The sequence below is a fragment of the Bacillus sp. AR13-1 genome (assembly GCF_008042285.1).
GTDB lineage: Bacteria > Bacillota > Bacilli > Bacillales > Bacillaceae_G > Bacillus_A > Bacillus_A mycoides.
Map to the genome: position 1 here is coordinate 126,816 of NZ_QNUA01000025.1, position 24,733 is coordinate 151,548.

Below are 24,733 nucleotides of genomic sequence, written 5' to 3' on the forward strand. Positions count from 1 at the left end.
GGTGCTATTTTATTTATAAAACCAACTATTATAAGCTAAGCTTTTGAAATTATTCTTATTTCAATATAAAATATAGGTACAACTGTCAAAGATTTGGAGGGTGATATAATTGGATATCCATGTATTAACAAAAGACGAAGCAGAAATTTACTTAGAACTTCGAGTAGAAGGGTTAAAACAAAACCCGGAAGCTTTCAGCTCTTCTTATGAAGATATTATTAATAAAGAGTGTGCTATTGAATATAAAGCCCAAAAATTAGCACAAGATGAGAACTATACACTAGGTGCATTTAAAGATGGAGAATTAATCGGAGTTGCAACACTGGAAACGAAACCATATGTAAAACAAGAACATAAAGCGAAAATTGGTTCAGTATACGTGTCTCCAAAAGCACGCGGACTTGGAGCGGGAAAAGCACTTATTAAAGAATGTCTTGAGCTTGCTAAATCTTTAGAAGTAGAGCAAGTTATGCTTGATGTTGTTGTTGGCAACGATGGTGCAAAAAAACTTTACGAGTCATTAGGGTTTAAAACATTTGGTGTGCAAGAACGTTCATTAAAATATAACGGACAATATTGGGATGAAGAGCATATGGTTCTTTTCCTAGATGAAGAAAAATAATAAAAAACATCCTCGCATTTATGAGGATGTTTTTTACTTTTTTATAAACCATGCCTTATTTAATAATTGAATCGCTTTCGCAATTTCTTCTTCTGATAAAATCGCAAATCCAAGTAGCACTATATTTTCAGGTGCAGTACCGTCTTTATAGTACGTAGACACAGGGTATATTTTGATACTATGTTTCGCAGCTTCTTTAATTAATTCTTCTTCCCGCATTCCATTATGCACCTTTAATAAAATGTGCAATCCTGAATCTTCTCCTATCACTTCAACACGATTTGAGAAGTACTTTTCTAGTTCAAAAACAAGTCGATCTCTCTTCTTTCGATAGACGACACGCATTTTATGAATATGTTTTTCCCAATACCCTTCACTTAAAAACCTTCTAATCACTTCTTGATCCATTCTTGAAACACTTTGTGTATAAAATAAATATTGTTGTTGATACTTTTTAATCAATTTCTTTGGTAACACCATATAGCTCATCCGTAATGATGGCAACAATGCTTTAGATAGCGTCCCCATATAAATTACTTTCCCGTCTGTATCTAACCCTTGCAGTGCCGGTATAGGTTTTCCCGAATAACGAAATTCACTATCGTAATCATCTTCAATAATATACCTACCTTCTTCTTTCTTCGCCCATTGTAAAAGCTGCATCCTTCTCGTGATAGGCATAATCATTCCGTACGGAAACTGATGGGAAGGAGTAACAAATACAACGTTCGCATCACTATTCTCTAAATCTACAATACAAATTCCATCTCTATCCAAAGATAACATTTGAACTCTTTTTTCTCCCTGTTCAAAAACAACCATTTTTCTATGATATCCTGGATTTTCAACTGCATAATTACTTCCCTTTAATAATTGAAACAGTAGTTTCACTAATATTTGTGTTCCCGCTCCTAATACGATTTGACTAGCTGCACAACGCACACCTCTAGATTCATACAAATAGTTCGCAATTTCTTCTCTTAAGCTCCATTCTCCTTGTGGGTGACCAAGAAAGAGCAACTCATTATTATGAGGCTGCCATACGTCATTTATAATTTTCCGATACATATTGAACGGAAAAGCATTTGTATCGACTCCTGTTTGTGTGAAATCAAATTTATAATCCCTCTCCTGAAAGGATACTTCTTCTATTCTCTCTTCGTTTTCTTCTACATGAACCATTTGCTCAACCTTACATACAAAATAACCTTTTCTTGAAATTGACTCAATATAACCTTCTGCAAGTAATTGCTCGTAAGCCGCCTCTACTGTATTTTTACTTACTTGTAAATGTGTTGCTAACTTTCGCTTAGCCGGTAATTTCGTAAAAGATAGAATCGTTCCATCTTTAATTTCTTTTTTTATATACTCATACAACTGCACATACAATGCCTTCTTACTATTCATATTTAAATTAGGCGTTAATTCTAACATAATATCTGACCCCTTAATAAAACTAAAATCTGATACTTTTTACAGTACCAGATTTTATATATAATTCCTTTTATCATGTCACACATAAAAAATCAAATACTAAAGAGGAGATGCATGATCATGAACAAAAGTAGACGTATCGGACTCATTATGATTATTACAGGAGCCACATTATGGGGATTATCTGGACCGATGATTCAATGGCTATTTCAACATACGAACGTATCATCAATTGATTTTTTAACAATTCGCTTGTTGCTTGCAGGAGTATTTATTTTGTCTTTCTTACTAATAAAGAAACAAAACATATTTCAAATTTGGAAACACCCTAGACATTCTATACAGCTTATTATTTTCTCTATTCTTGGCATGCTCGGTGCGCAATACGCCTTTATCGAAACAGTTCATATTAGTAATGCCGTAACGGCAACACTATTTCAATTTCTAGGTCCTGTTCTTATTACAATTTACGTTGCGTTTGAGCAAAAGAAATTCCCTGCTTCTATGCAAATACTCGCAATTATAACTGCTCTAACAGGGACATACTTTATTATTACAAACGGTTCAATTGAAAATATTGTTTTATCTAAAGCAGCTATTACTTTCGGCCTATTAACAGCGATTGGTTTTGCGTTTTATACCCTTCATCCGGCTTCCCTTATTAAAGAATGCGGAACAACTATAGTAATTGGCTGGGGGATGTTAATTGGAGGGATTGCACTGCTTATTTGTAATCGTTCTTTTGGGTGGAGTCAGATTTCGCAAACTTTCACACTTCAAACTTTTTCTATGCTTATTCTTATCATTATAAGTGGCACTCTTTCTTTCCTTCTTTATATCGGGAGTCTTAAATATTTAGCAGCAACAGAAACAAGTATTTTATCTAGCATTGAACCACTTGTAGCTGCCATCGTTTCAATCGCTTGGCTTAATGAATCTTTTGGAGCATATCAATTATTAGGCGGAGTATGTATCGTCCTTTCTGTTATTTTCTTAACAATGCCTCAAAAAGAGAGAGAACCAACCTTTTCAACTGAACAAATATAAAGTGAAACTTTAATCAGTGGGGGGTTCCATCCCCCACTGATTATTAGCCCTCACCAATTGGGATAGAAAATGTCAAAAGAGGTCGTACAAAACTTACGACCTCTTTTTATGATTTAAAGGAATTGTCTCGTCTTCTAGCAAATACAATTACACTAACAATAAAAATTAGGAGTGTGGCACCATGAAAAAAATCGGAACTATGCTACTTTTCTCCTTCCTCATTACTGGCTGCGCGCAATCGCAACCCGATTCAAATGTACCTAAAAAAGAAGTAATAGAAACGTCATCCTCTCAAATTAACGTACCTTCCTTTTTTCACCTTAGTGTCTTAAAAGATGTAAATTGGGAAGAAGCACCATCATTCGTAGAAGGAAAAATACCGTTAAAAGGCATTGAAAGAAAAATTGCAATGGCTGATAGCTCTATTATCGCAAATGAGCAAAATGAAATAATGTGGTTCTTCCTGGATCCTGAAATGCCAACTGGAAAACTATCTATTATCGCGTTAAAACAAGGAACTACAACTCCAACACCAGTACTCTTTCAAAAAGAAACCTCCAAACAAACTTGGACTACTTCAAATACAGTCGGTACAACCGTAAAGGAACTCCCTCTCGTAATGTCACTACCTTCATCTGGATTATGGGTATTAAACATATATGTGAATGAAAGATATTATGATCAATTTGTAATCAATGCCGAATAAAGTGACAAAACTGAAACACTTCCTTACAACAATGTAATTTCTACGTCACGTACTTCGATAGGTGGATTATCTCTCTTCTCTTATACTTAAAGTAAGAAATGACGCGAGGAGAGATGAGAGATGAAAAAAATGATAGAAGTGATCGTAGCAGTAACTGAGGTTTTAATAAATGGTAAACAAGTTGCAATGGAGTTAAATAAATAATGAACGGGGCTTGAATAAATTTACACTTCTTCATTATTTTGATTTCTTATCTCAAAAAAAGCAGTGCCTTTTTAAGGCGCTGCTTTTGACTATTTATAACTTGGCATTTTCGTAATCTGTGCCACACCTGAATCAATGGCTGCTTTCGCTACTACTTCTGCAACACTTGGAACAACTCTTTTATCTAATGGATTGGGAATTACATAATTCGCATTACGCTCTTCGTCCGTAATTATGTTAGCGATCCCATATGCTGCTGCTAATTTCATCTCTTCTGTAATATCAGTCGCGCGTACGTCTAATGCACCACGGAATATACCAGGGAACGCTAATACATTATTTACTTGATTTGAATAATCAGAACGACCAGTTCCAACTACAGCAGCTCCAGCTTCTAATGCATCTTCTGGGAATATTTCTGGAATTGGATTCGCCATTGCAAACACAATCGCTTTCTCATTCATCGTCTGTACAAGTTCTTTCGTTAATACGTTAGGAGCAGATACGCCAATGAAAATATCAGCCTGATGAATCGCTTCTTTTAATGTTCCACGCACATATTCACGATTTGTCTTCTTTGAAACTTCGATTTGTGCTTCGTTCATCCATGTTTCACCTTCACAAACAATACCTTCTAAGCTAACTAACGTAATATGTTTTGCGCCAGCTTTTAATAATAATTTCCCAATTGCAATTCCTGCCGAACCCGCACCGTTAATAACAATTTTCACATCATCCATTTGTTTACTTACAACTTTTAATGCATTAATAACAGCTGCTAAAACGACAATAGCCGTCCCATGCTGATCATCATGAAATACAGGAATATTCGTTTCTTCTTTTAATCGTTTTTCAATTTCAAAGCAACGTGGCGCTGCAATATCTTCTAAATTAATACCTGCAAATGTAGGTTCTAAATTTTTCACAAGGGTAACGATTTCATCCACATCAGTCGTACCTAAACATAGCGGGAAAGCATCTACATTCGCAAACTTCTTAAATAAAATACTTTTCCCTTCCATAACAGGCATAGCCGCTTTCGGTCCAATATTCCCTAAACCAAGTACTGCAGTTCCATCTGAAACAACTGCAACCATATTCCCTCGTGCTGTATAGTCATAAGCTGTTTCCTCATCTGCCGCAATTGCTTTGCAAGACTCCGCTACACCTGGTGTATAAGTCAAACTTAAATCATCCGCTGTATTCACTTCTACTTTACTTGTAATCTCAATTTTCCCTACTAACTCTTTATGCAATAACAATGATCTTTCATTAATTTGATTTTCTAACATACTTATAATCTCCCCTTAATTTGACAAGCTAGCTATATGAATATAGCTAGCTTGTTTGATCATGAAAACATTTTTAATAAAATTGTCGCTGTTACGACCATTGCAGCCCCACCTAAACGCGTTGAAATTTGTGCGAACGGCATTAATTCCATACGATTTGAAGCTGATAAAATAGCAACATCTCCAGTTCCACCTAAGCCACTATGACATCCAGTTACAATCGCTGATTCAACTGGATACATTTTCATCACTTTCCCTACAAGAAAACCTGACGCTACCATTGTAAGAACAACCGATGCGCACACAACAACATATCCTACCGAAAGAACTGCTGCTACGTCTTTTAACGGAATATATAGCAATCCTAACCCGACCATTAACGGCCAAGTTAAATTCTTTGAAATAAATTTATATAAATGGAATGCTCCTTGCTCCATTTTTGCTGGCATTAATTTAAAGTATTTCACAAGTGCTGCTGAGAAAATCATAATGATTGCCCCAGGAATACCGATGAACTTAGAAGCAAATCCTCCGAAGATGAAGAACGTACATGCAATTAATAAACCTGCTCCCATTAATGAGAAGTCAATTGGCTTCTCTGTATTTTGTTCTTTTAATAAATCTGCTTGATTGTCTGTTTTCACTAATACACCGTTACCACTAAGCTCCGGTTTCTTCTCACCTAAACGCTTCATATACCCTGCACTCACGATTGCAAACATATTCCCAATAATAGCTGCCGGAATAAGCTGTGATACAAATGTTGCTGATGATTCATTTAAAATATCACTATAAGCTAGCGACAATGGTAAAATCCCTTCCCCGATACCACCACTCACAATTGGTACGATGATAAAGAAGAATGTCTGCTTCATTTCAAATCCAAATAGTGAACCGACTAATAAGCCCACTGCTACAGAAGCTAACGTCCCTACTACTAAAGGAATAAACATACGAACGAAACCCTGCACTAACACTTTACGGTTCATTCCTAAAATACTTCCAACTACTAAACAAGAAATATATAAATATAAAAAGTTCGATTTTTTCATTAACATAGTCGCAGCTTCCATTGAAGCTGGATTCATCCAGTTAAAAAATACAAGTAACGATGGAATAAATAATGAGAGAATTGCTGGACCACCGATATTTTTTAATATCGGAATTCTCATTCCAATATCACCTAAGAAAATACCCATGATCATAATAACTGCAAAACCACCAATCATATCTGCTGGTAATTTATTATATACAGATGCTCCATAAATAATAGCAGCCAATACTACGTATAACGGTAAAGGTATAACACCGATTTTAACGTTCATAATTTTAGAAGCGAAAGATTCACTTTTCAATTCATTGCCTTCAGAAAATGATACCGCTTCCACATTCTTTTGAATTCCCATATGGCACCCCCTTGTTTTCTTAATAACAATATTAAAACGCTTTCAATAGTAAAAATAGTTTTTGTAAGTTTTGTAATTGGTTTTGTAATTAAAAAAAGTATAAGCGACCTATAATAAGTCGCTTATACGTAAAAGTCTATTTTATTCCGGTCAATACACCTTAATTTACTCACCGGTCTTCCCACATTTTGATACACCATTTCATTCTCTAATACTCCGATTTCAGTCAAAAACATTACATACTTTCGAATAGAAACTCTCGAAACCCCTACTAATTGCGCCATTTCATCAGTTGTAAATGCTTGTCCATTAAGCGATGCGATTTTCTGCCAAATGAGTTGCAATGTTTGCTTTGTTAATCCTTTCGGAAGCTCTTTAGTGACAGTTGGCTCTCTTCTTTCTTTTTGCAAAATTAATGAATCTAATTCCGATTGACTAATTTTTTGTTGTTCTTTCATGAAAGTAAATTTTTCTCGATATACAGTTAACGCCTCTTTAAATCGTTCAAATGTAAAGGGTTTAATTAAATAATCTACAACCCCGTATTGTAATGCTTTTTTGATACTTCCCATATCATGTACAGCTGAAATCATCATAATATCAATTTCTTTTTCTTGATTTCGAATATACATTAACAGCTCAAATCCAGTCTCCTCAGGCATAAAAATATCAAGTAATATGAAGTCTACCCGTGACTTCTCTAATCCTTCTATCGCTTCTTTAACTGAGTTAACTGCATGAACAAGTTCAAATCCTCCCACTTGCTCTAAATAATGTGTATTTAACATTGCCACCATCGGATCATCTTCTACAATTAAAACTTTAATCATCTTTACCTCTCATCCCTACTATTAGGTATTTCAATTGTTATCGTTGTTCCTTCTCCTACCAATGAATGAATATGAATTTCCCCATTTATTCGCTGTATACTTTCTTTTACAAGATACAAACCATAACCGCGATTATCTCCCTTTGTGGAATAACCTTTTGTAAATAATGCATCCATCTCCTCTTCTTGTATACCTTTCCCCGCATCTTGTACTGTAATAGTTAATGTGTCTGTGTCCCCATACTGTATACCAACTTCAACTTGCTTCTTTTTACAATTCGCTACCGCATCTAACGCATTATCAATTAAGTTTCCGACAATCGTAATAAGTTCATGAATCATACTTTCATCATATATTTCTGGTAAATAAGAGCCTTCACTTATAATTAACTTTATATTTTTCTCTCTAGCATAGCTAAGTTTACCTAATAAAAAACCAGCAAATACTGGGCTTTGAATTTTTTTCATAATCCCCCCTATTTCATATTGATGCTCTGATACCATACTACTTACATATTTCTGCAATTCTTCATACTGTTTCATATGTGTTAGCCCTAATACGACATGCATTTTATTCATAAATTCATGAGATTGTGCCCGTAATGCTTCCGCATATAGCCTAATACCAGTTAATTCTTCTGCCAATTTTCTGATTTCTGTTTTATCACGAAATGTTGCAATCGCACCAACTATTTCTCCTTTTACATATAAAGGAACACGATTCGTAACAATCGTAATCCCATAAATTTTTTGTTCTTCGTTTAATTGTACCTCTCCTGTTTGCAACACTTCTTTTATACGTGAATTCGGCATATACAATTCAACATCTTTACCAATAAAGTCTTCTTCAAGTCCACTTTTCTTAAATAGCCGTTTTGCTTCATTATTAATTAACGTTACTTTCGCTTCTTTATCTACAGCAATAATACCTTCTTTGACCGATTGTAACATCGTATTTCTTTCTTCAAGAATTTTCGCTATCCTGTGCGGTTCCAGACCAAACAGACTCTTCTTTATATGTCTAGCTAGCAATATCGCTCCTATAATGCCAATTAACAATCCAACTCCGACACCAATATAAATAATATGTCTACTTTCCTTAACTCTTTCTTTTACATTATCTGCTGAAATACCAACAGCAACCGCACCAAGCTGTTCACCTGTGTCAGCAAAAACAGGAACGAATACTCGCATTGAAATCCCTAAAGTTCCTTCTGCTAAAGATACGTGTTCCTTTCCCTTCAATACCGTTCCTTCATCCCCTCCAACGAAATGAAGACCTATTTTTTGAGGATTTGGGTGAGACTTTCTTATCCCATCCATGTCCATAACGACAATAAATTGAACACCTGTATTTTTTAATATCCTATTTGTATACGTTTGGATGGCGGATGTATCTGCTTTCCCAATTAAACCATCGATTACTACTGAATCATTCGCCACAATATGTGCAATTGTTTTCGCTTTCTCTGCCTGGCTATCCTCCGTTGTCCGCTCTACATTATGACTAATTAATATATCTGTAACAAGTAAAGAAAAAATTACAACCGTACAAACTAACAATGTAATCGTTTTCCATAAATTCCATAGTCTTTTTCTTTTTTTCATCCCGTTAATGACTCCCCTAATTACTGAATATAAAAATAAGCAAGGTAATATTATTTTCACCTTACTTATTTGCTGTTATTATACTTTAAATTTACTAGTCATTGCTTGTAGTTCTTCGGCCATCTCAGCTAAGTTTTGCGAAGCCGAACTAATTTCTTCCATCGAATTTACTTGTTCTTCTGTTGAAGCTGCAACACTTTGCATACTAGCTGTATTTTCTTCTGCCGCCGCTGCAATTTCATCAATAGCATTTGTTACTTCGTTTGCATCTCCAGCTATACTCTTCGTTGTTTCTACCATTTGATTAACTTGAGAAACAATATGAGTAGTAGAACTTAAAATTTCTGTAAAACTTACTTTCGTTTTTGTTACAACATCTAAGCCTTGTTGAACTTCCCCACTCACATTATCCATTGCCTTAACAGTATGTTCAATATCAGCCTTAATTTCCGTAATTAAATTCGCGATTTCTCCGGATGACTCTCCTGATTGCTCTGCTAACTTTCTTACTTCATCTGCTACAATAGCAAAGCCTCGGCCCTGTTCCCCTGCTCTTGCCGCTTCAATAGCTGCATTTAAAGCTAATAAGTTCGTTTGAGTAGCAATGTTTTGAATTGCTTCAGAAATAGCTCCTACCTGCTTTGATTTCTCATCAAGAAGTTTAATAATAGCATCTGACTGGGATACCGACCTAGAAATAGACTGCATTTGTTTTGCGGTTTGTTCAACTAAATCTTCTCCCTCTTCAGCTCTTTCTCGCGCATGTAATGAGGAAATAGAAATTGACTCTGCGCTTCCAGTTACATCTTGAATTGCTGTATTTACTTGTTGTAATGTAGCCGCGCCTTCTTCAACACCTTGGCTTTGTGATTCAGCCCCACCTGATACTTGTTCCATTGCAATTGTAATTTGATCTGTCGCATCATTCGCTTGCTGTACGCTCGCTGTTAACTCTTCTGCCGATGCTGCAACATGTTCTGCTGAAAAGCTAATTTGGGTGATCACATCTTGTAAAGACGTAGACATTTCATTAAATGCATTCCCTAGTTTCCCTATATCATCCTTGGAATGGATTGTAATTTTTTCTGTTAAATCTCCCTTACTAATTTTATGTGCCGATTCAGCTATTTGTCGTAATGGCCTTGTAATAGAATTTGTAATGAAATAAATTAATACACTACCAAATGCAATAGCGATAGCTATGACAATCAAAGTCTTATAAAACACTGGACTGGCAGCTTGCATAATTTCTTCGTCAAACATAACTCCAACTATTTTCCATCCTGTTTTCTCATTTGTTGTAAAGATTAAATTCTTTTTATCATCTTGTTCTGTATAAGATACATTTCCTTGTTTGTCTTCATAAATTGGTTTAATCCAAGTATCAGTAACCTTTGAACCTGGCTTTCTAGACGGATGACTAACAATTTGCTTATTTTGATCTAAAATAACTGCATAGCCTTTTTCACCAATGTTAATCATTTTTGAAACCTTTAGGATGTTATCCAAATTCAAGTTAATGCCTATAACACCTTTACCATCTTTTACTTCCTTAGCAATTGTCACTACCATATTTTTTGTAGATGCTGATTGATACGGTGCAGTAACAATTACCTTTCCTTTATTTTCATGCGCTTCTTTATACCACGATCTATCTGTTGGATTATAGCCATCAGACATTTGAATAAATGGTTCTCTTATAAACTTCCCCGTCTGCGTTCCAATATAAATACCTTCTACTTCTGGATGAAGCTTTATATATTGTGCTAACTTCGTTCTTACTATTTCTTCTTGTCCATTTGGATATGTATCCTCTGTTAAGATTTCTGCAAAGTACGTCGCATCAACAAATTTCTCTTCTATATTTTGAGAAATAACAGTATTTAAAACTGAAATATTCTCCTTTGCTTTATCGGTCATTTGATGTTCAAAATTTGTTTTGGCAGTTTGATATGAAACACCACCGATAATAAGTCCTGGTATAGTTAAAATAATAAAAAATGAAATGATTAATTTTTTCTTGATACTCATACTTTTAACCCAGTTAAATATATTTTGCATAATAAGCCTCCTTTATGTAATAGAACACTTGTGTAATTTTATACAATCAACATGTATAAAACAATATATAATGATAACATGTAATTTTTTCGTCAATTATGCATTTTTACATATCCACTTCTCCTAAACATTTTAATCCTAAAAAACAAGAGAACTTTATAAAATATTAAATTTTACATATCTATTTCTCCTTAACATTTTAATCCTAAAAAACAAGAGAACTTTAGCATATATAATAAGCTAAAGTTCTCTTGTTTTTTAACAGCTTCTCTTACAATTCCTTAAATCTTTATCCTTCACCTTATAGTTATATAGTTCATGCTCTTCTTCCTAATTTATTTGGAGTTATTTACATAGCTAATTGCCTGACTCCCCATCTGCACCCATGCCTGTTCAAATTTTCCTCTTGGCACTTTTACATCTAAGCTATCATCGAGGGGATCTCGAATATATACAGATTCCTTATCGTACCCAACAAGTACAACACAATGTTCATTATACGTAATAGAAACATCCCCACTATTTGTTTCCCATGTAGTAAATTCATCTTCATCTAAAGAAGCATATGTTGCATTCGTAATCATGACTACCGGGTGCCCTGCTTTTACACTCTTATAAATTTCTTCTATACTCTTCCCTGTTAAGTCCACAGCTTTATTCGGTAAATATTTTTTTGCTAACTGAAAAAGTGGTCCGTGATATACACCGTATCCGGATTCAGAAAAGGTATAAATATTCCCTACAAATCCTTCATTCGGATTCCCACGTACACCATCTTCCATAAAATTAACTTTTTTTATTTCATTTGCTAATTTCATCTTATCTACAGAAACACCTGCGTATTGTAACATCATCGCTAAACTTGTTACTTCGCAGCCTCTATCTAACTCTGGTAATTGCTGAATTAAAGGCACATTTGATAACATGACTTTTTCATCGTTATTACTAAACTCTATTCGTTTTTGACTTTGTACACTTGAAAATAGTACCCCCTTTACTTTCTCCACATACTTTGTAATTCCATTTGTATATGCACCCCATACCCCTATACATAGTAAGGCCATACATATATACCACTTCCATTTTCGTATCATTCTCACGCCCTTTTTAATTCGTTAAATACGAATAAAACGCATCAGCATCTGTTTGAACCATAGGAACAAACTTAAGCTCTTTTCCCTTTTCAGGTTGTTCAAGATTTATCTTCTCCGCTAAATCTTGAATCTTCAAATTCGTTCTATCCATACCTAGCTCATCTGCTATTTCTATTACCTTTTGCTCATTTATTTCTCTTAATACTTGATATATATCTTTGCCATATAAATCAATATGATATTTTTTTGCTTCTTCCTGTACTTTTTGTTCGTACACTTCTTGTGCTAACCCTTCCATCTCTTTTCCTTGTTGAGCAATACCTAGCTTTTCTGCTTCTTCTCTAACTTTCGTTCCGTAGATTTCTTCCTCAATCTCTTCTATTTCTTTTCCTTCAGTTGAAACACCAAGCTTTTCTGCTTCATTATTAATTTTAATCTTATTAATTTGATCAATTAAACTTACAATCGACGTATTCTCTATAGATATTCCTAGTTTCAACGCTTCTTTCCTCACTTTTGTTTCATAAATTTCTTCTGAAAGAATTCCAACATCTTTCCCTTCTGCCGAGATACCTAATTGATTAGCTTCTCTTCCTACTTCCGTCTCATGAATTTCTTTTTCTAACGTAATTTGTTCTTTCCCATCCGTTTCAATGCCTAACTTTTCCGCTTTTTCTTCCGTATGCATTGCATGTATTTTCCCATCATTTAATTGTTCTTTACTACGCTGCGTGTAATCTGTCTTTCCTTTTGTCATTCCAGAAGGGGAGGCACCCCCTAATATACTTAAACTCATTACTCCAATAGTGAATACCATCATCATTTTCTTTTTCAAGACTTCTTCCTCCCTCTCACGCTTTCTTTTTCCAGCTTTCCCATAATTTTTTTTTATACTATACATAAACTTCATCTCTGTTAGAAATAACCTTATGATTTATCCAGTTCATTCAAAAAAACTTACATCTTTTCTTTCCATCACAAGTTTCCATTATGTAATACATGCTACAAGTTATTCCTTAACTTTCCCTTAAAAAAGACGACCTTGTAAAAACAAGGTCGTCTTCTCACTTATAATCTTTGATTTTTTGGGAAAATCACTTCAAAACAAGTTCCTTCTCCCCATTTGCTCTCTACCGATATTTTTCCATAATGCTTTTCTACAATCCAATTAGCGATTGAAAGACCTAACCCAGCTCCTTCTGACATACTTCTTGCTTTGTCTCCTTGATAAAAACGATCAAATAAATTTGGAATATCTTCTTCTTTAACTCCTATCCCATTATCTTTCACCCGTATACGAATTGAATTACTCGTTTGTGTGCAATCAATTTGAATATGCCCATCTTCATTCGTATACTTCATCGCATTATCTAACAATATGACCATCATTTGATGGATTCTCTCTCTATCACCCATAAACGTTATATCATGTTCTACTTTTAATATCATCGCTTTTTCTTGATAAGAGGCAATTTCTTTATATGGATTTATAATTTCTTCTAACAACTTATCCAGTTCAAATGTTTTCTTATCCATCTCAATTTGATTAGAATCCGAACGTGCTAACAACAATAAATTGCTAACGAGTTTCGATAGCCGCCTACATTCTTTTGAAATTGTAGAGATATCCACGGCTTTTTCTTCTATCGTAGCGGATGGGGACTGGAATAATACATCCGTTTTTGATTGAATAACTGCAAGCGGTGTTCTTAATTCATGTGATGCATCGGAAACGAATTGCTGCTGTTTCTCCCATGAATTTTGAATAGGTATCAGTGCCCTGCCAGCTAGGAAAAAACCGATACCTATTGCACATAGACTGCCTATGCTACAACCTATTATGAGAATTAAAAATAAAGTATTTAGCATTTCTTCTTCAGCTGTTGTATCACGTACAATTTGAACTATTTTTCCATCTTCTTGAAACGCAAACATTCTAAAATATCGTCCTTGCACTTCAATATCTTGCAAATCCCCTACCTTTTTTGGAGAAAACTTTTCCAAATCCCCTTCAAAGTTAGAGCGAAATTTATGGTTATCGCCTTCTATCTCCACTATTTTTCCATTCCAAGTTATTATAGTTATCCGTGGGTCTCGAATTTTGATATTCTCTATACGTTTTCTTGGTGGTGGCATTTTAACATCAAATTTTTCTCTATACTGAGTTATCATTTTTATAGATTGATCCACTTCATTATAAGTACGCTTGTATGTGTACGAATAAATAATACTACCTAATACACCTATTAATAGGATAAATACTAACGAATTCAATATAGTTAGACGAATACGTGTCTTTTGAAACATGCTTCCCTTTCTCATTGTTCTTTTAATATATATCCAATACCACGAACGGTTTGAATATCTTTCTGATAACCGAATGGTTCTAATTTTTTACGTAAATGATGTACATACACTTCTACAATTGCTACTGTCGTATCAGAATCAAATCCCCAAACACGATCAAAAATTTGTTCACGCATTAAAATCTTCCCGCTATTTTGAATGAGATACTCTAGTAGCTCATATTGTTTTAATGTCAGCTTAATACCTTGTCCATCTACTTGAATGTCTTTATCTTTTCCGAACAATTCAATCCCTTTATAGCGAATGGTCTGCTGTGTTGTTAAACTACCACTTCTGCGTAGTAATGCACGAATTCTCGCTTTTAATTCAGGGGCCTGAAACGGTTTAACAATATAATCATCTCCACCAAAGTCCAATCCTTTCACTCGATCTTCTAAAGAATCCCTCGCTGTCAAAAACAGGACTGGCGTTTCAATCTTTTCATCACGTATTTTTTGAATCACTTCAAATCCGTCCATTTCTGGCATCATCACATCAAGCAAAATTGCATCATAAATGTTTTGCAGCGCCAAAAACAAGCCGTCTTCCCCATTCATTGCCGTATCCACTTCAAATTCATCACGTAAAATTTGTACGATAGACTCTAATAACGAGGCATTATCTTCTACTACAAGTAAGCGCATATTCTCACCTTCCACAATCTATTTCAACTTTCTTTATTATTGCATCTCTTCTCTTCATAACGAAATAATGTAATCATATTATGTAATTTCATTTTCAACTATTTCCTTCTAAAGTTTTGCTCGATATAAAATTTTGAACCTTTATTATAAAGGCTCTTTCTTAAATTTTGCTTAATAAAAAATTGAAAGAAATAAGATTCCTCTTATCTCTTTCAATTTTTTACTACATATACCTTTTTACTTGGCAACTCCAAACAATTTAACTGACCACCATACACAGCCCCACCATCAATTCCAATAATACGATTACTACCAAAATACACTCCGCAATTCTCACTACCATGAAGCATTTTTGTTTCCGTATGGCCAAATACAACAACCTTTTCGCCGCTATATCCATTATGAAATTCATTACGGATCCACATTAATGTATATGGTTCAGATTCAGAAACTCGGTTCATCGGCTCAACACCAGCATGTACAAAGATATACTCTTCTGTTTCAATGTAATGATCTAATTCTTGAATAAACGTTACATGTTCCTCTAATATATGAGATTGTAAAATCGGTTTTTGGAAGTTTTCCTCATTAACCGCAATGTCTTCTTCTACAAATCCATAGCTATATAACGTTTTATCTCCACCATTCCTTTTTACCCAATGGTTCCATGAACGTTCCTTATCAGTCGTTAACGCCTTGATCATCATATCTTCATGATTGCCCTTTAGAACGAGGGCTCCCGCTTCTTTTAACTCTTTTACCTTTTCAATTACTGCACGCGCATTTGGACCACGATCTATATAATCCCCTAATAAAATCAATTGATCCTGTCCTGCATCGTATTGAGCTTCTTCCAATAACTGTTCGAACTTTTCTATTTCTCCATGAATATCACTAATAACAAGTATTCTCTTCATTTCTTCCCCTTCTTTCTAAACCATTCTCTTTCTAATTATAGATTAAAACGACAGAAATTTCTGAATCATAATTCGAAATAGCATTTATTACAAATAAAACTATTATCCTTACAACACTGTAAGTCTCTTGTCATCCAATTCGATAGTTGCAATTACTATATTTCTTTATACTAAAAGTAAGAAATGAAACAAAAAACAAGGAGAGATGAGATATGAAAAAAGTGATGGAAGTTGTAGTAGCAGTGGCAGAGGTTTTCGTAAATGGTAAACAAGTTGCAATGGAGTTAAACAAATAATGAAAAGGACAATATTCTTTCTAGACCCTTTACTCATATAAAAGAGATAAGACTTCATCATTTCTTTGATCCCTTATCTCCCAATAGAGAAAGCCGCATCCTGAAAAAGGATGCGGCTTTCTCTTATTTTTGACTCGTACGAGCTGAAATACTAATTGCTCTATCTGTTGTTTTTGCAGCTTCATCTAACGCTTCTTTACTATTTTTCCCGTCATACATTGCTTCTAATGCTTTTACGACTGCATCTCTTGATTCTGGGAATACACTAATTAATGCACCTTGAGTTGCTGGAGATTGCTTCGTTGCTTGTAATTGCTCTACCGTTACTTTTAACTGCGGATACTTTTCATACTGCTCTTTTACTAACGGCTCATTATATGCATCTGGATTAATTGAGAAATATCCTGTTGCAGTATGCCATTTTGCTTGTACATCTGGCTTCGTTAAATATTTCATAAAGTCCCAAGCACCTTGCTGCGTTTCTTCTGAAACCATATTCGTCATCCATAATGAAGCACCGCCAATAACAACACCATTTTGTTTCGAATCTTCTGGATACGGAATATACGAAACGCCTACATTAAACTTAGATGCATCAATTAAATCACGAACACCAGCTGAAGAATCTAAATACATAGCAACTTGTCCAGACTGGAACGCAGCACGAATATCATCCCAACTTGCTCCATACTTTCCAAGTGCACCAGCTTTATTTAATTCATCTAACATCCCAAATACTTTTTGACCTTCTTTTCCGTTAAATACCGCTTTCTTTGCAGCATCTTTACGGCCGTTTTCGTTGTCTACATATAAAGCACCTTGTGTCGCTAACAACTCTTCAAAGAACCAACCATAATTCAGCATTGAAAATCCATACTGCTTTACATTTCCGCCTTCTTTAATCGTTAACTTTTTCGCCGCTTCTTTTAACTCATCATATGTTTGCGGAGCTTTCTCTGGATCTAATCCAGCCTTCGCGAAAGCATCCTTATTATAAATTAATACTGGTGTAGATGAATTAAACGGCATAGAATACATTTTTTCATCAACTGAATAATAGTTCGTAATTGCTTTTTCTAATTTTGATGTATCGTACTTATCTTTTTTAATCCAGCTATCGATAGGCGTAATCTTTTTGCTATCAATCATATACTTCGTTGTAATTTCACTCGATTGAACAAGAGCTGGCGCTTCTTTCGTTGCAGACATCGTTTTAAATTTCGTTAAAGACTCTTCGTATGTTCCTTGGAACTCTGCCTTTATCTCGTATTTATTCTGCGACTTATTATAGTCTGCAACAAGCCCATCTAGTACACCTTGTGTTTTTCCACCCATTGCATGCCAGAAACGAATTACAGTTTTATCACCATTCTTTTCAACTGGAGCTACCTTTGCCTGTGCTTCAGGTTTCCCCTCTGTTTTACTATTTGAACAAGCTGCGCCGGTTAATGCCATTGTGGCTGCCATTAAAAGAGCAGCACTTTTTTTCAATAAACTCATCTCAATCCCACCTTTTCCTATGTATGCTTATTTAATTGCACCTTTTGTTAATCCTTTTTGTAATTGCTTTTGCCCTAAAAATAGTAAAATCAACGTTGGAATGACGATAACCGTAACACCGGCCATTACACTGCCCCAATCAGTTGCAACTTCTTGAGATTGAAGCTGCTTTACACCAATTTGAACCGTTCTTACTTTTTCATCAGTGGTTACTAAGAGCGGCCACAAATACATATTCCACGTTGTTAAAAAGCTATATACTCCAAGCGTAATAAAACTCGTTTTACAATACGGAATTACAACACTGAATAAAAACCTTACATTTCCAATCCCTTCAATAAAAGCAGCTTCTTTCAGTTCATTCGGAAGTGTCATAAAATGTTGACGTAGTAAGAAAATACCGAAAGCTGTTGCAAAAAACGGCACCGTCATCCCAGCAAAACTATTAATCCATCCGAAGTTTTGAATCGTTAAAAAGTTCGGTACCATCGTTGCTTCCCACGGAATAAGCATTGTTGAAATAAACAAAAAGAAAATTAAGTTTCTACCTTTAAACTGAAGAAAAACAAAAGCATAAGCTGCTAAACTGGATACGATAAGTTGTCCAAGCATAACAACTGTCGATACAATTAAACTGTTATATAAGTATGTAAAAAGAGGTACTTTTTGAAAAATATTAATGAAATTATCAAAAGTAAATTGAGTTGGAAATAACCTTCTCATTTGAATATCGTCTGGTGTCATAAAGCTTATTAAAAACGCATACAGTACAGGAAAAAACACCATTACTGCACTAATAATGAGCAGCATGTATAATAGGAAATTTTGTTTCCACTGTTTAACGATCATTTATAATGCACCTTTCTCTCAGCAAACTTAAATTGAATCAATGTAGCAATAAAAATGAAAATAAATAATACCATCGCTTGTGCACTTGCTGTTCCAAATTGATGATTTACAAATGCCTCTTTATAAATCGAGTACACAATTAAATTCGTTGCATCATTCGGTCCACCGTGCGTTAAAATATCAATTTGTCCAAAGCTTTGGAATGCACTAATTAACGTTACTGTCACGATAAAAAATAAAGTTGGTGATAGCATCGGTAATGTGACGCGGCGAAGCTTATGTAAATAACTAGCACCATCTATAGATGCACTCTCATATAAAGACGTATCAATATTTTGTAAACCACCTAATATAACTAAAAATGCAAATCCTGTATTCACCCAAACCGTTGTAACCGATACAGAAAACAGTGCCCAGTCCGGACTCGTTAACCATGCGATTGCCGGAAGATTCATAGAGGCTAATATATTATTAAATAACCCTACACTTGGATGAAATAAAAATAGCCAAATCACTGCACTAGCAGCTACTGATATTCCCATCGTTGAAGAAAACAGTACTCGGAATAACCCGATCCCTCTTACTTTTTCATTTGCAATTAATGCAAGAAATAAGGCGAATACAATACTAGTAGGCACTGTATATAAAACAAATAATAAAGTTGACTTTATACTTTTATAGAAAGCAGGATCCGAAAATAAATATTGATAATTTTCTAAGCCAACGAAAAGATTAGCTTCTCCGTGTATATCTGTTAAATAAAAGCTATAGTAGATCGTCCTAAACAATGGATAGAAAAGAAAAATTGAAAATAACAAAATAGATGGCGCCAAAAACAATAATCCTATTCTTAAATCTTTCGTTCTGCCCCATAAACTCTTCTTTTTTGACACTGTTGTTTGAACTGGTAACTTACCTACTTCAATCATTATTTCGCCACCACTTTCAACTCTTCTTCAGCCACCACTTTTAATCGTTCATTCGTATTTTGGTGAAAGAAGCATAGTTTTTCTTGCGAGAATAATAATTTTACTTTGTCACCTTTGTTCAGGAGTAACTGTCCGATGACTTTCGCACTCCAAGTTGTTCCATTTACCGCAAAGTTTAATATAGATTCATTCCCTAATACTTCTACAGATTGCAGCGTAACTTCTTGTCCTTCCTCAGACAATGCAATATGCTCAGGACGCATGCCGATTCGAATTATTCCTTCTGGTAATTGCTTTAACTGTCCAATAGATAATGGAATTTGCAATTGCCCTATATGTAATATGCCTTTTTCTTTATCCACTTCCCCATCATTTATATTCATAGAAGGAGAACCTATAAAACTTGCAACAAATTCGTTTGCTGGTTCGTTATATATATCAAGCGGTGTTCCAACTTGTTGTATACTTCCTTTATTTAAAACCATAATACGATCTCCCATAGTCATTGCTTCTATTTGATCGTGAGTAACGTAAATCATCGTAATTCCTAATCGTTGCTGAATTTCTCTAATTTCAATCCTCATCTGTGCACGTAATTTCGCATCTAAATTCGAAAGTGGTTCATCCATTAAACAAATCGGTGCTTGACTGACGATGGCCCTAGCAAGTGCAACACGCTGTCTTTGTCCACCTGATAGTTGCCCAGGCTTCATTTTGACATATTCCTTCAACCCTACCATCTCAACAGCTTCCATCAATCGTTTTTGTCGTTCTTCTTTCTGTACTTTTCTTACCTTAAGTCCAAATAAAATATTTTCTTCTACAGATAAATGTGGGTATAGCGCATAATTTTGAAATACCATTGATAGATTACGATCTTTTGGCTCTAAATCATTTGCAACATGTTCATTAATAATTAAATCTCCCGAAGAAATTTCTTCTAAACCAGCCAGCATTCGTAATAATGTACTTTTTCCACATCCCGAAGGTCCAACTAAAACAAAAAATTCTCCTCTTTTAATATGAACTGATACGTCTTTAACTGCTGTCTCTTCCGCATTTTTATATACCTTTGAAACATTTTTCAATTCAATCACAAGGTTGCACTCCTTTTTTCTTCTTGTATCCACACTTCATAATGACTCGTTGAAATTGCACTTGCTCCTGCACGAATTGCGATTTCTGCATCCTCTCGCGTTTGAATCAGCCCACCTGCAATAATAGGGAATTTTATTTCCTCCGCTAGCTGTTTAATAATAGAAGGCATAATGCCAGGCATAATCTCTACTGCATTCGGTTTAGTCGTTTTACAATTTTCAATTGATTTTGTAAGAGATAAAGTATCAACAATAAAAATGCGTTGAATCGTTTTCAATCCAATTTTATTGGCATTTCGAATTGTCGATCCCTTTGTCGAAATAATACCTTGTGCTCCGATAACATCTTGAATATATAAAAGTGCTTCCTCTGTGTTCGTATTTAAGCCTTGTATAAAATCACAATGAAGAAATACATCGTGTCCATGTTTCTGTAGTTCATATACACGCTCTGGTAACTCCAGCATTGAACCAGTCATAAGAAAAACTGTTTTCGGTAATTTTTTGTATGTTTTGTACCCTTCCCAATCCTTTATCATCGCAATATAAGGTTCTTTAAACATTTATTCCACCTAGCTTTTCTATTTTTATCCAAACTAAAAACACCTACTTACATAGAACACCTTTCTCCTTATTTGAACTCTAGGGAATAGAGCACACTTAAGAAAGCGGCACGTTATATGTAAGCGGGTGTTCTCAAATGTTCTCTACCCTAGTTATTTTGTTACCTTTACTATATTACGCATTTATTAAGTCAGTTTTGATAAATTGTTAATTAGATGTTAATCGAATGTTAATATTCACCATATTACTTTTACAATAATCTAGATATACGAATAAACCCCAACAGAACACAACAATGTTTAAAATTCAATCAATATGTAAATTCATTCCATAGTTAATGAGTTTTAGTTTTCTCGCCACTGCTTGCGAAGCAAAGTTATCCCAAGAAGTACTATAAAGCGGAATGCGCTTTTCCTCTTGTATTGATAGTGCCCAGGCTGTAACGACATCAGCACCATATCCATTCCCTTGAAACTCCACTAAAGTTTCCACACTTGCCTCAGCAGCTACGGGCGTACTTCTGGCACTGCAACATATAGAAACTACCTTTTCATTTTTTACAATTGCAAAATAAGGTCGCCTCCATTCCATCTGTTCTATTAGATTAGAAAAATTTTCTCGCAAAAGCTCTTTATTCTTCTCTGTTATTTGTATTGTTCTAGTTGGCTTATGTAAATTATTAGGAAACATGAAAGCAGGACCCACCCAAATATTCTCCACCGTTCTCTCTTCATTTAATACTTTAATGATCTTTGCTATCTCAATGTGATTTGAGCATTCTCGAATTAATTTCTCAATCTTACTTATCATTTCACCATGCAGTTTATAATGATACCTCGTTATATTGCCTTCACGAGTTCTGCTAAGAAAAAAACGTGGTGCTTTCAGATTTCCATTTTCATTTACACACTTTATTCTTCCTACTTGATTATGAACAAATAAAACTTCTGCCTGAATTGCTATTAACTCAAGTTCTGAAAATCGCATTTATACCCTCCTTAATTACTATTTGTAGCCTTCTCGATATAGCATCCATCCATTTTTCAAAACAAAAATCCCATTTAAATACACATTACTGAATCCATCATACTAAAATGACTTCTTCATTCTGTCTATCTAAATGGGATTATTTCGTGCTTTTTATTTCTTCAGCTTGTTATTCCGCCAGTTGTGGTTGCGGCTGTACTACTTCATTCGCTCCAGCTATCCTCAACATATTCGCAATATCTTTAAAACCTCTTTTTTCAGCATATTGCAGCGGCGTAATATTTTCCTTATTGGCCATATTTACATCTGCCCCGTGGTCAATAAGCATTTGAATTACTTTCTTATGACTTTCACTACCATTTCCTAATACAATTACTTCTAATAAAGCTGTTCCACCACGTTCATTCTTATAATTCACATCAATATCTGTATGCTCTAATAATTCTTTAACAACCTCTACATGGCCACGCTCAGATGCAGAAATAAGTGCTGTTCCACCTGACTTAGTCGTTTCCTTCGTATTAACTCCTGCATTAATTAATACTTTTACAATATCCGTATATCCTTCTCTACTTGCATAAAGAAATGGATTACTTTGTTTTTCGTCTTGAATTTCAATATCAGCACCCGCCTCAATTAATGCTTTAACTGTCTCTACATGATTTTGATACGTCGCTGCAAGGACAGGCGTTTCTCCGTTGTCACCTTCTACATTGATATTCGCTCCATCTTGGATCAGCTTCATAGCTGTTTCTGTGTCTCCAAGCGTCGCAGAAAGTAGCAACTGTTTGTCCATTAAATTTATACTTTTTTCTTCTTTAGATTCTTCCTGTTCTTTATGCTTTTCTTTTTTCTTTTCGTTTTTCACATGAACCGGTTTTGATTCTGGCTCCTCTTGCTTATCGCAAGCCACTACCGTCATTAAAAGTCCTAATAACATACATAATAAAATTTTTTGTTTTCTCACAACTACAGCTCCTATGAAAGATAATGTTTTCTTAACCATTCCTCCATCACATACAATAACTCTTCTTGAGTACATTTATCCATAAGCCCTTTAGATTCCTTCTTTAATCGGATTATCTTAAACTTATACTATGTTTCTCAACCTATTGGAATGATACGCCTGATGGCCTCATCATTAACATTATGAAGCAATTAGTTTAGCACGTTTTTACCGCATTTGTATATATTTCTAAAAAGTACATAAATGATTGCTTTAGGTTACTATATTCCATTGTAACCGTTCTTCTAAAATTTTTACACCTTTTCTATATTTGCACCTGAGTAATAATAGAAAAAGACAACTATATAGTTGTCTTTTTCTATTATTAATGATGCCCACCGTGATTCCCTGTTTTCGGTTTTCCCATCATCTCTTTATTCATTTCCCATTTATGCTCTGATAGCTCTTTATACGAAAGAACTTTCCCCTTATAGTTAGATACAAAACTCTCTGCATCTTTTTTATTTTTAAATGAAATGACATTATAAGCCATCGGTGTCGTTATTGTTTTATCATATACGTAAGTAGCATCTTCTAACGAAACCCAATCTTTCGAATCATAATCTCGAACAAATTTTTCTTTCGTCTTTTCACCTGAATTGATCTCCATCCATTTATACATGCAGCCAATATCATCAAATTTTAATGCTTTTCCACTCTCCAAAATAATTTCTGTTGTGAATTGATTATCCATTACCCCTATTTGACAAATATCACACTTATCGTTTTTCTCATCAACTGCAACAACTTCTGTTTCCTTTTTTCCACACCCTACTATTGTAAATACGAAACATAAACATATAACAAGTACGACATATTTTATCCTCATCAATATTCCTCCCTAAAAACCGTTTACTCCACGAAAAGAATATCAAAAGGTTGTGTGAGATTTGTGAAAAAACAATGTTTTTTTTGTAATATATGGAACAAAAAAGAGATGTGCAGTTACTTCTACACATCTCTCATCATTCACAACCAGTAATTAATAAATCATCTTCTAACTTAACTAATAATGTGTCCGCATCAATGTTCTGTCCAACTTCTACATTTACTAATCTTATATTTCCACTGATGCCTACTGCGATTTTTTCAATCTCACCGTCATTTTTTCGGATCATCATTAATTTCTCCCATTCATATACGTAAGAGGATTCATTAATACAAATCTCTTCTACTATTCCTGTACATGAACTATAAATCTCTTCTATTCTTGTTTCCATTCAAAATCTACTCCCTACTTCACGCGCTTCTCTATTTCACCTTATTCTACCATTCTTGTATACAGGTATTTATCT

The 24,733-nt window shown here is 34.6% G+C and carries 23 protein-coding genes and 1 pseudogene; 3 read left to right on the forward strand and 21 right to left on the reverse strand.

The features are described 5' to 3' along the window. Positions 1-109: 109 nt before the first annotated feature. On the forward strand, positions 110-622 hold the full coding sequence (locus DN408_RS19360; RefSeq protein WP_000351210.1) for a GNAT family N-acetyltransferase: 513 nt from the start codon (positions 110-112) through the stop codon (positions 620-622). 33 nt (positions 623-655) lie between these two features. On the opposite strand, the gene pdxR is transcribed toward DN408_RS19360, so the two are convergent. Further along, complete coding sequence (gene pdxR, locus DN408_RS19365; protein ID WP_002169190.1) at positions 656-2,056, reverse strand: MocR-like pyridoxine biosynthesis transcription factor PdxR; 1,401 nt, start codon at positions 2,054-2,056, stop codon at positions 656-658. Positions 2,057-2,176: 120 nt separating this feature from the next. On the opposite strand from pdxR, the gene DN408_RS19370 reads away from it, so the two are divergent. Together DN408_RS19370 and DN408_RS19375 are read left to right on the forward strand one after the other, a co-directional pair. Continuing rightward, positions 2,177-3,103 (forward strand): DMT family transporter, encoded by a 927-nt coding sequence (locus DN408_RS19370; protein WP_002125137.1) that lies wholly within the window; start codon positions 2,177-2,179, stop codon positions 3,101-3,103. A gap of 181 nt (positions 3,104-3,284) precedes the next feature. Beyond that, positions 3,285-3,809 carry a DUF4871 domain-containing protein gene (locus DN408_RS19375; RefSeq protein ID WP_147740302.1) on the forward strand — a complete coding sequence of 175 codons (525 nt, stop codon included), beginning with the start codon at positions 3,285-3,287 and terminating at the stop codon, positions 3,807-3,809. A gap of 293 nt (positions 3,810-4,102) precedes the next feature. On the opposite strand, the gene DN408_RS19380 is transcribed toward DN408_RS19375, so the two are convergent. From DN408_RS19380 to DN408_RS19470, 20 genes and pseudogenes are all read right to left on the reverse strand, one after another. Next, positions 4,103-5,305, reverse strand: a complete 1,203-nt coding sequence (locus tag DN408_RS19380) for an NAD(P)-dependent malic enzyme (RefSeq protein WP_002010426.1) — start codon at positions 5,303-5,305, stop codon at positions 4,103-4,105. Between the two features lie 59 nt (positions 5,306-5,364). After that, positions 5,365-6,711, reverse strand: coding sequence for a 2-hydroxycarboxylate transporter family protein (locus tag DN408_RS19385; protein ID WP_002063728.1), 1,347 nt, complete (start codon positions 6,709-6,711; stop codon positions 5,365-5,367). Positions 6,712-6,833: 122 nt separating this feature from the next. Beyond that, on the reverse strand, positions 6,834-7,541 hold the full coding sequence (locus DN408_RS19390) for a response regulator (protein ID WP_147740303.1): 708 nt from the start codon (positions 7,539-7,541) through the stop codon (positions 6,834-6,836). A gap of 2 nt (positions 7,542-7,543) precedes the next feature. Next, a complete protein-coding gene (locus DN408_RS19395) occupies positions 7,544-9,148 on the reverse strand; it encodes a sensor histidine kinase (RefSeq protein ID WP_078178075.1) in 1,605 nt (534 codons plus the stop codon). Between the two features lie 78 nt (positions 9,149-9,226). Then, on the reverse strand, positions 9,227-10,174 hold the full coding sequence (locus tag DN408_RS32630) for a methyl-accepting chemotaxis protein (RefSeq protein ID WP_435575409.1): 948 nt from the start codon (positions 10,172-10,174) through the stop codon (positions 9,227-9,229). Continuing rightward, a pseudogene (locus DN408_RS32635) lies at positions 10,166-11,209 on the reverse strand (HAMP domain-containing protein); the annotation flags it as partial. The gene DN408_RS32630 and the pseudogene DN408_RS32635, both read right to left, overlap by 9 nt. A 335-nt stretch (positions 11,210-11,544) precedes the next feature. Beyond that, positions 11,545-12,273 (reverse strand): C39 family peptidase, encoded by a 729-nt coding sequence (locus DN408_RS19405; protein ID WP_147740305.1) that lies wholly within the window; start codon positions 12,271-12,273, stop codon positions 11,545-11,547. A gap of 43 nt (positions 12,274-12,316) precedes the next feature. Continuing rightward, positions 12,317-13,138: a hypothetical protein gene (locus DN408_RS19410; protein ID WP_033731025.1), complete on the reverse strand. Its 822-nt coding sequence runs from the start codon at positions 13,136-13,138 to the stop codon at positions 12,317-12,319. Between the two features lie 233 nt (positions 13,139-13,371). Further along, the gene (locus tag DN408_RS19415) at positions 13,372-14,610 is read right to left on the reverse strand and encodes a sensor histidine kinase (RefSeq protein ID WP_002125123.1); all 1,239 of its coding nucleotides are present in this window, start codon (positions 14,608-14,610) and stop codon (positions 13,372-13,374) included. 11 nt (positions 14,611-14,621) lie between these two features. Beyond that, positions 14,622-15,293 (reverse strand): response regulator transcription factor, encoded by a 672-nt coding sequence (locus tag DN408_RS19420; protein WP_002091066.1) that lies wholly within the window; start codon positions 15,291-15,293, stop codon positions 14,622-14,624. 212 nt (positions 15,294-15,505) lie between these two features. Then, complete coding sequence (locus DN408_RS19425; RefSeq protein ID WP_033730987.1) at positions 15,506-16,210, reverse strand: metallophosphoesterase family protein; 705 nt, start codon at positions 16,208-16,210, stop codon at positions 15,506-15,508. A gap of 419 nt (positions 16,211-16,629) precedes the next feature. Next, positions 16,630-18,006 carry an ABC transporter substrate-binding protein gene (locus DN408_RS19430; protein ID WP_002134301.1) on the reverse strand — a complete coding sequence of 459 codons (1,377 nt, stop codon included), beginning with the start codon at positions 18,004-18,006 and terminating at the stop codon, positions 16,630-16,632. A 27-nt stretch (positions 18,007-18,033) separates the two neighbouring features. Further along, on the reverse strand, positions 18,034-18,855 hold the full coding sequence (locus DN408_RS19435) for a carbohydrate ABC transporter permease (protein ID WP_002125118.1): 822 nt from the start codon (positions 18,853-18,855) through the stop codon (positions 18,034-18,036). Beyond that, a complete protein-coding gene (locus DN408_RS19440; protein WP_002125116.1) occupies positions 18,852-19,784 on the reverse strand; it encodes a carbohydrate ABC transporter permease in 933 nt (310 codons plus the stop codon). Before DN408_RS19440 ends, DN408_RS19435 begins: the two co-directional genes overlap by 4 nt. Continuing rightward, positions 19,784-20,881: an ABC transporter ATP-binding protein gene (locus DN408_RS19445; RefSeq protein ID WP_002169198.1), complete on the reverse strand. Its 1,098-nt coding sequence runs from the start codon at positions 20,879-20,881 to the stop codon at positions 19,784-19,786. The genes DN408_RS19440 and DN408_RS19445 overlap by 1 nt, the downstream gene beginning before the upstream one ends. After that, positions 20,878-21,444, reverse strand: coding sequence for a glycerol-3-phosphate responsive antiterminator (locus tag DN408_RS19450; protein ID WP_002169199.1), 567 nt, complete (start codon positions 21,442-21,444; stop codon positions 20,878-20,880). The genes DN408_RS19445 and DN408_RS19450 overlap by 4 nt, the downstream gene beginning before the upstream one ends. 307 nt (positions 21,445-21,751) lie before the next feature. Beyond that, positions 21,752-22,432, reverse strand: a complete 681-nt coding sequence (locus tag DN408_RS19455) for a GNAT family N-acetyltransferase (protein WP_002125110.1) — start codon at positions 22,430-22,432, stop codon at positions 21,752-21,754. Positions 22,433-22,601: 169 nt separating this feature from the next. After that, positions 22,602-23,474, reverse strand: a complete 873-nt coding sequence (locus tag DN408_RS19460) for an ankyrin repeat domain-containing protein (protein ID WP_147740306.1) — start codon at positions 23,472-23,474, stop codon at positions 22,602-22,604. Between the two features lie 289 nt (positions 23,475-23,763). Beyond that, positions 23,764-24,267, reverse strand: coding sequence for a nitrous oxide reductase accessory protein NosL (locus DN408_RS19465; protein ID WP_147740307.1), 504 nt, complete (start codon positions 24,265-24,267; stop codon positions 23,764-23,766). A gap of 136 nt (positions 24,268-24,403) precedes the next feature. Beyond that, positions 24,404-24,658 (reverse strand): hypothetical protein, encoded by a 255-nt coding sequence (locus tag DN408_RS19470; RefSeq protein ID WP_002169200.1) that lies wholly within the window; start codon positions 24,656-24,658, stop codon positions 24,404-24,406. Positions 24,659-24,733 lie beyond the last annotated feature (75 nt).

Bases quoted from the DNA above. Each gene is read 5' to 3' on its own strand.
- pdxR (WP_002169190.1), bottom strand. From the start codon at position 2,056: ATGTTAGAATTAACGCCTAATTTAAATATGAATAGTAAGAAGGCATTG.
- DN408_RS19370 (WP_002125137.1), top strand. From the start codon at position 2,177: ATGAACAAAAGTAGACGTATCGGACTCATTATGATTATTACAGGAGCC.
- DN408_RS19375 (WP_147740302.1), top strand. From the start codon at position 3,285: ATGAAAAAAATCGGAACTATGCTACTTTTCTCCTTCCTCATTACTGGC.
- DN408_RS19380 (WP_002010426.1), bottom strand. From the start codon at position 5,305: ATGTTAGAAAATCAAATTAATGAAAGATCATTGTTATTGCATAAAGAG.
- DN408_RS19385 (WP_002063728.1), bottom strand. From the start codon at position 6,711: ATGGGAATTCAAAAGAATGTGGAAGCGGTATCATTTTCTGAAGGCAAT.
- DN408_RS19390 (WP_147740303.1), bottom strand. From the start codon at position 7,541: ATGATTAAAGTTTTAATTGTAGAAGATGATCCGATGGTGGCAATGTTA.
- DN408_RS19395 (WP_078178075.1), bottom strand. From the start codon at position 9,148: ATGAAAAAAAGAAAAAGACTATGGAATTTATGGAAAACGATTACATTG.
- DN408_RS32630 (WP_435575409.1), bottom strand. From the start codon at position 10,174: ATGTCTACGTCTTTACAAGATGTGATCACCCAAATTAGCTTTTCAGCA.
- DN408_RS19405 (WP_147740305.1), bottom strand. From the start codon at position 12,273: ATGGCCTTACTATGTATAGGGGTATGGGGTGCATATACAAATGGAATT.
- DN408_RS19415 (WP_002125123.1), bottom strand. From the start codon at position 14,610: ATGTTTCAAAAGACACGTATTCGTCTAACTATATTGAATTCGTTAGTA.
- DN408_RS19420 (WP_002091066.1), bottom strand. From the start codon at position 15,293: ATGCGCTTACTTGTAGTAGAAGATAATGCCTCGTTATTAGAGTCTATC.
- DN408_RS19425 (WP_033730987.1), bottom strand. From the start codon at position 16,210: ATGAAGAGAATACTTGTTATTAGTGATATTCATGGAGAAATAGAAAAG.
- DN408_RS19430 (WP_002134301.1), bottom strand. From the start codon at position 18,006: ATGAGTTTATTGAAAAAAAGTGCTGCTCTTTTAATGGCAGCCACAATG.
- DN408_RS19435 (WP_002125118.1), bottom strand. From the start codon at position 18,855: ATGATCGTTAAACAGTGGAAACAAAATTTCCTATTATACATGCTGCTC.
- DN408_RS19440 (WP_002125116.1), bottom strand. From the start codon at position 19,784: ATGATTGAAGTAGGTAAGTTACCAGTTCAAACAACAGTGTCAAAAAAG.
- DN408_RS19450 (WP_002169199.1), bottom strand. From the start codon at position 21,444: ATGTTTAAAGAACCTTATATTGCGATGATAAAGGATTGGGAAGGGTAC.
- DN408_RS19455 (WP_002125110.1), bottom strand. From the start codon at position 22,432: ATGCGATTTTCAGAACTTGAGTTAATAGCAATTCAGGCAGAAGTTTTA.
- DN408_RS19460 (WP_147740306.1), bottom strand. From the start codon at position 23,474: ATGTACTCAAGAAGAGTTATTGTATGTGATGGAGGAATGGTTAAGAAA.
- DN408_RS19465 (WP_147740307.1), bottom strand. From the start codon at position 24,267: ATGAGGATAAAATATGTCGTACTTGTTATATGTTTATGTTTCGTATTT.
- DN408_RS19470 (WP_002169200.1), bottom strand. From the start codon at position 24,658: ATGGAAACAAGAATAGAAGAGATTTATAGTTCATGTACAGGAATAGTA.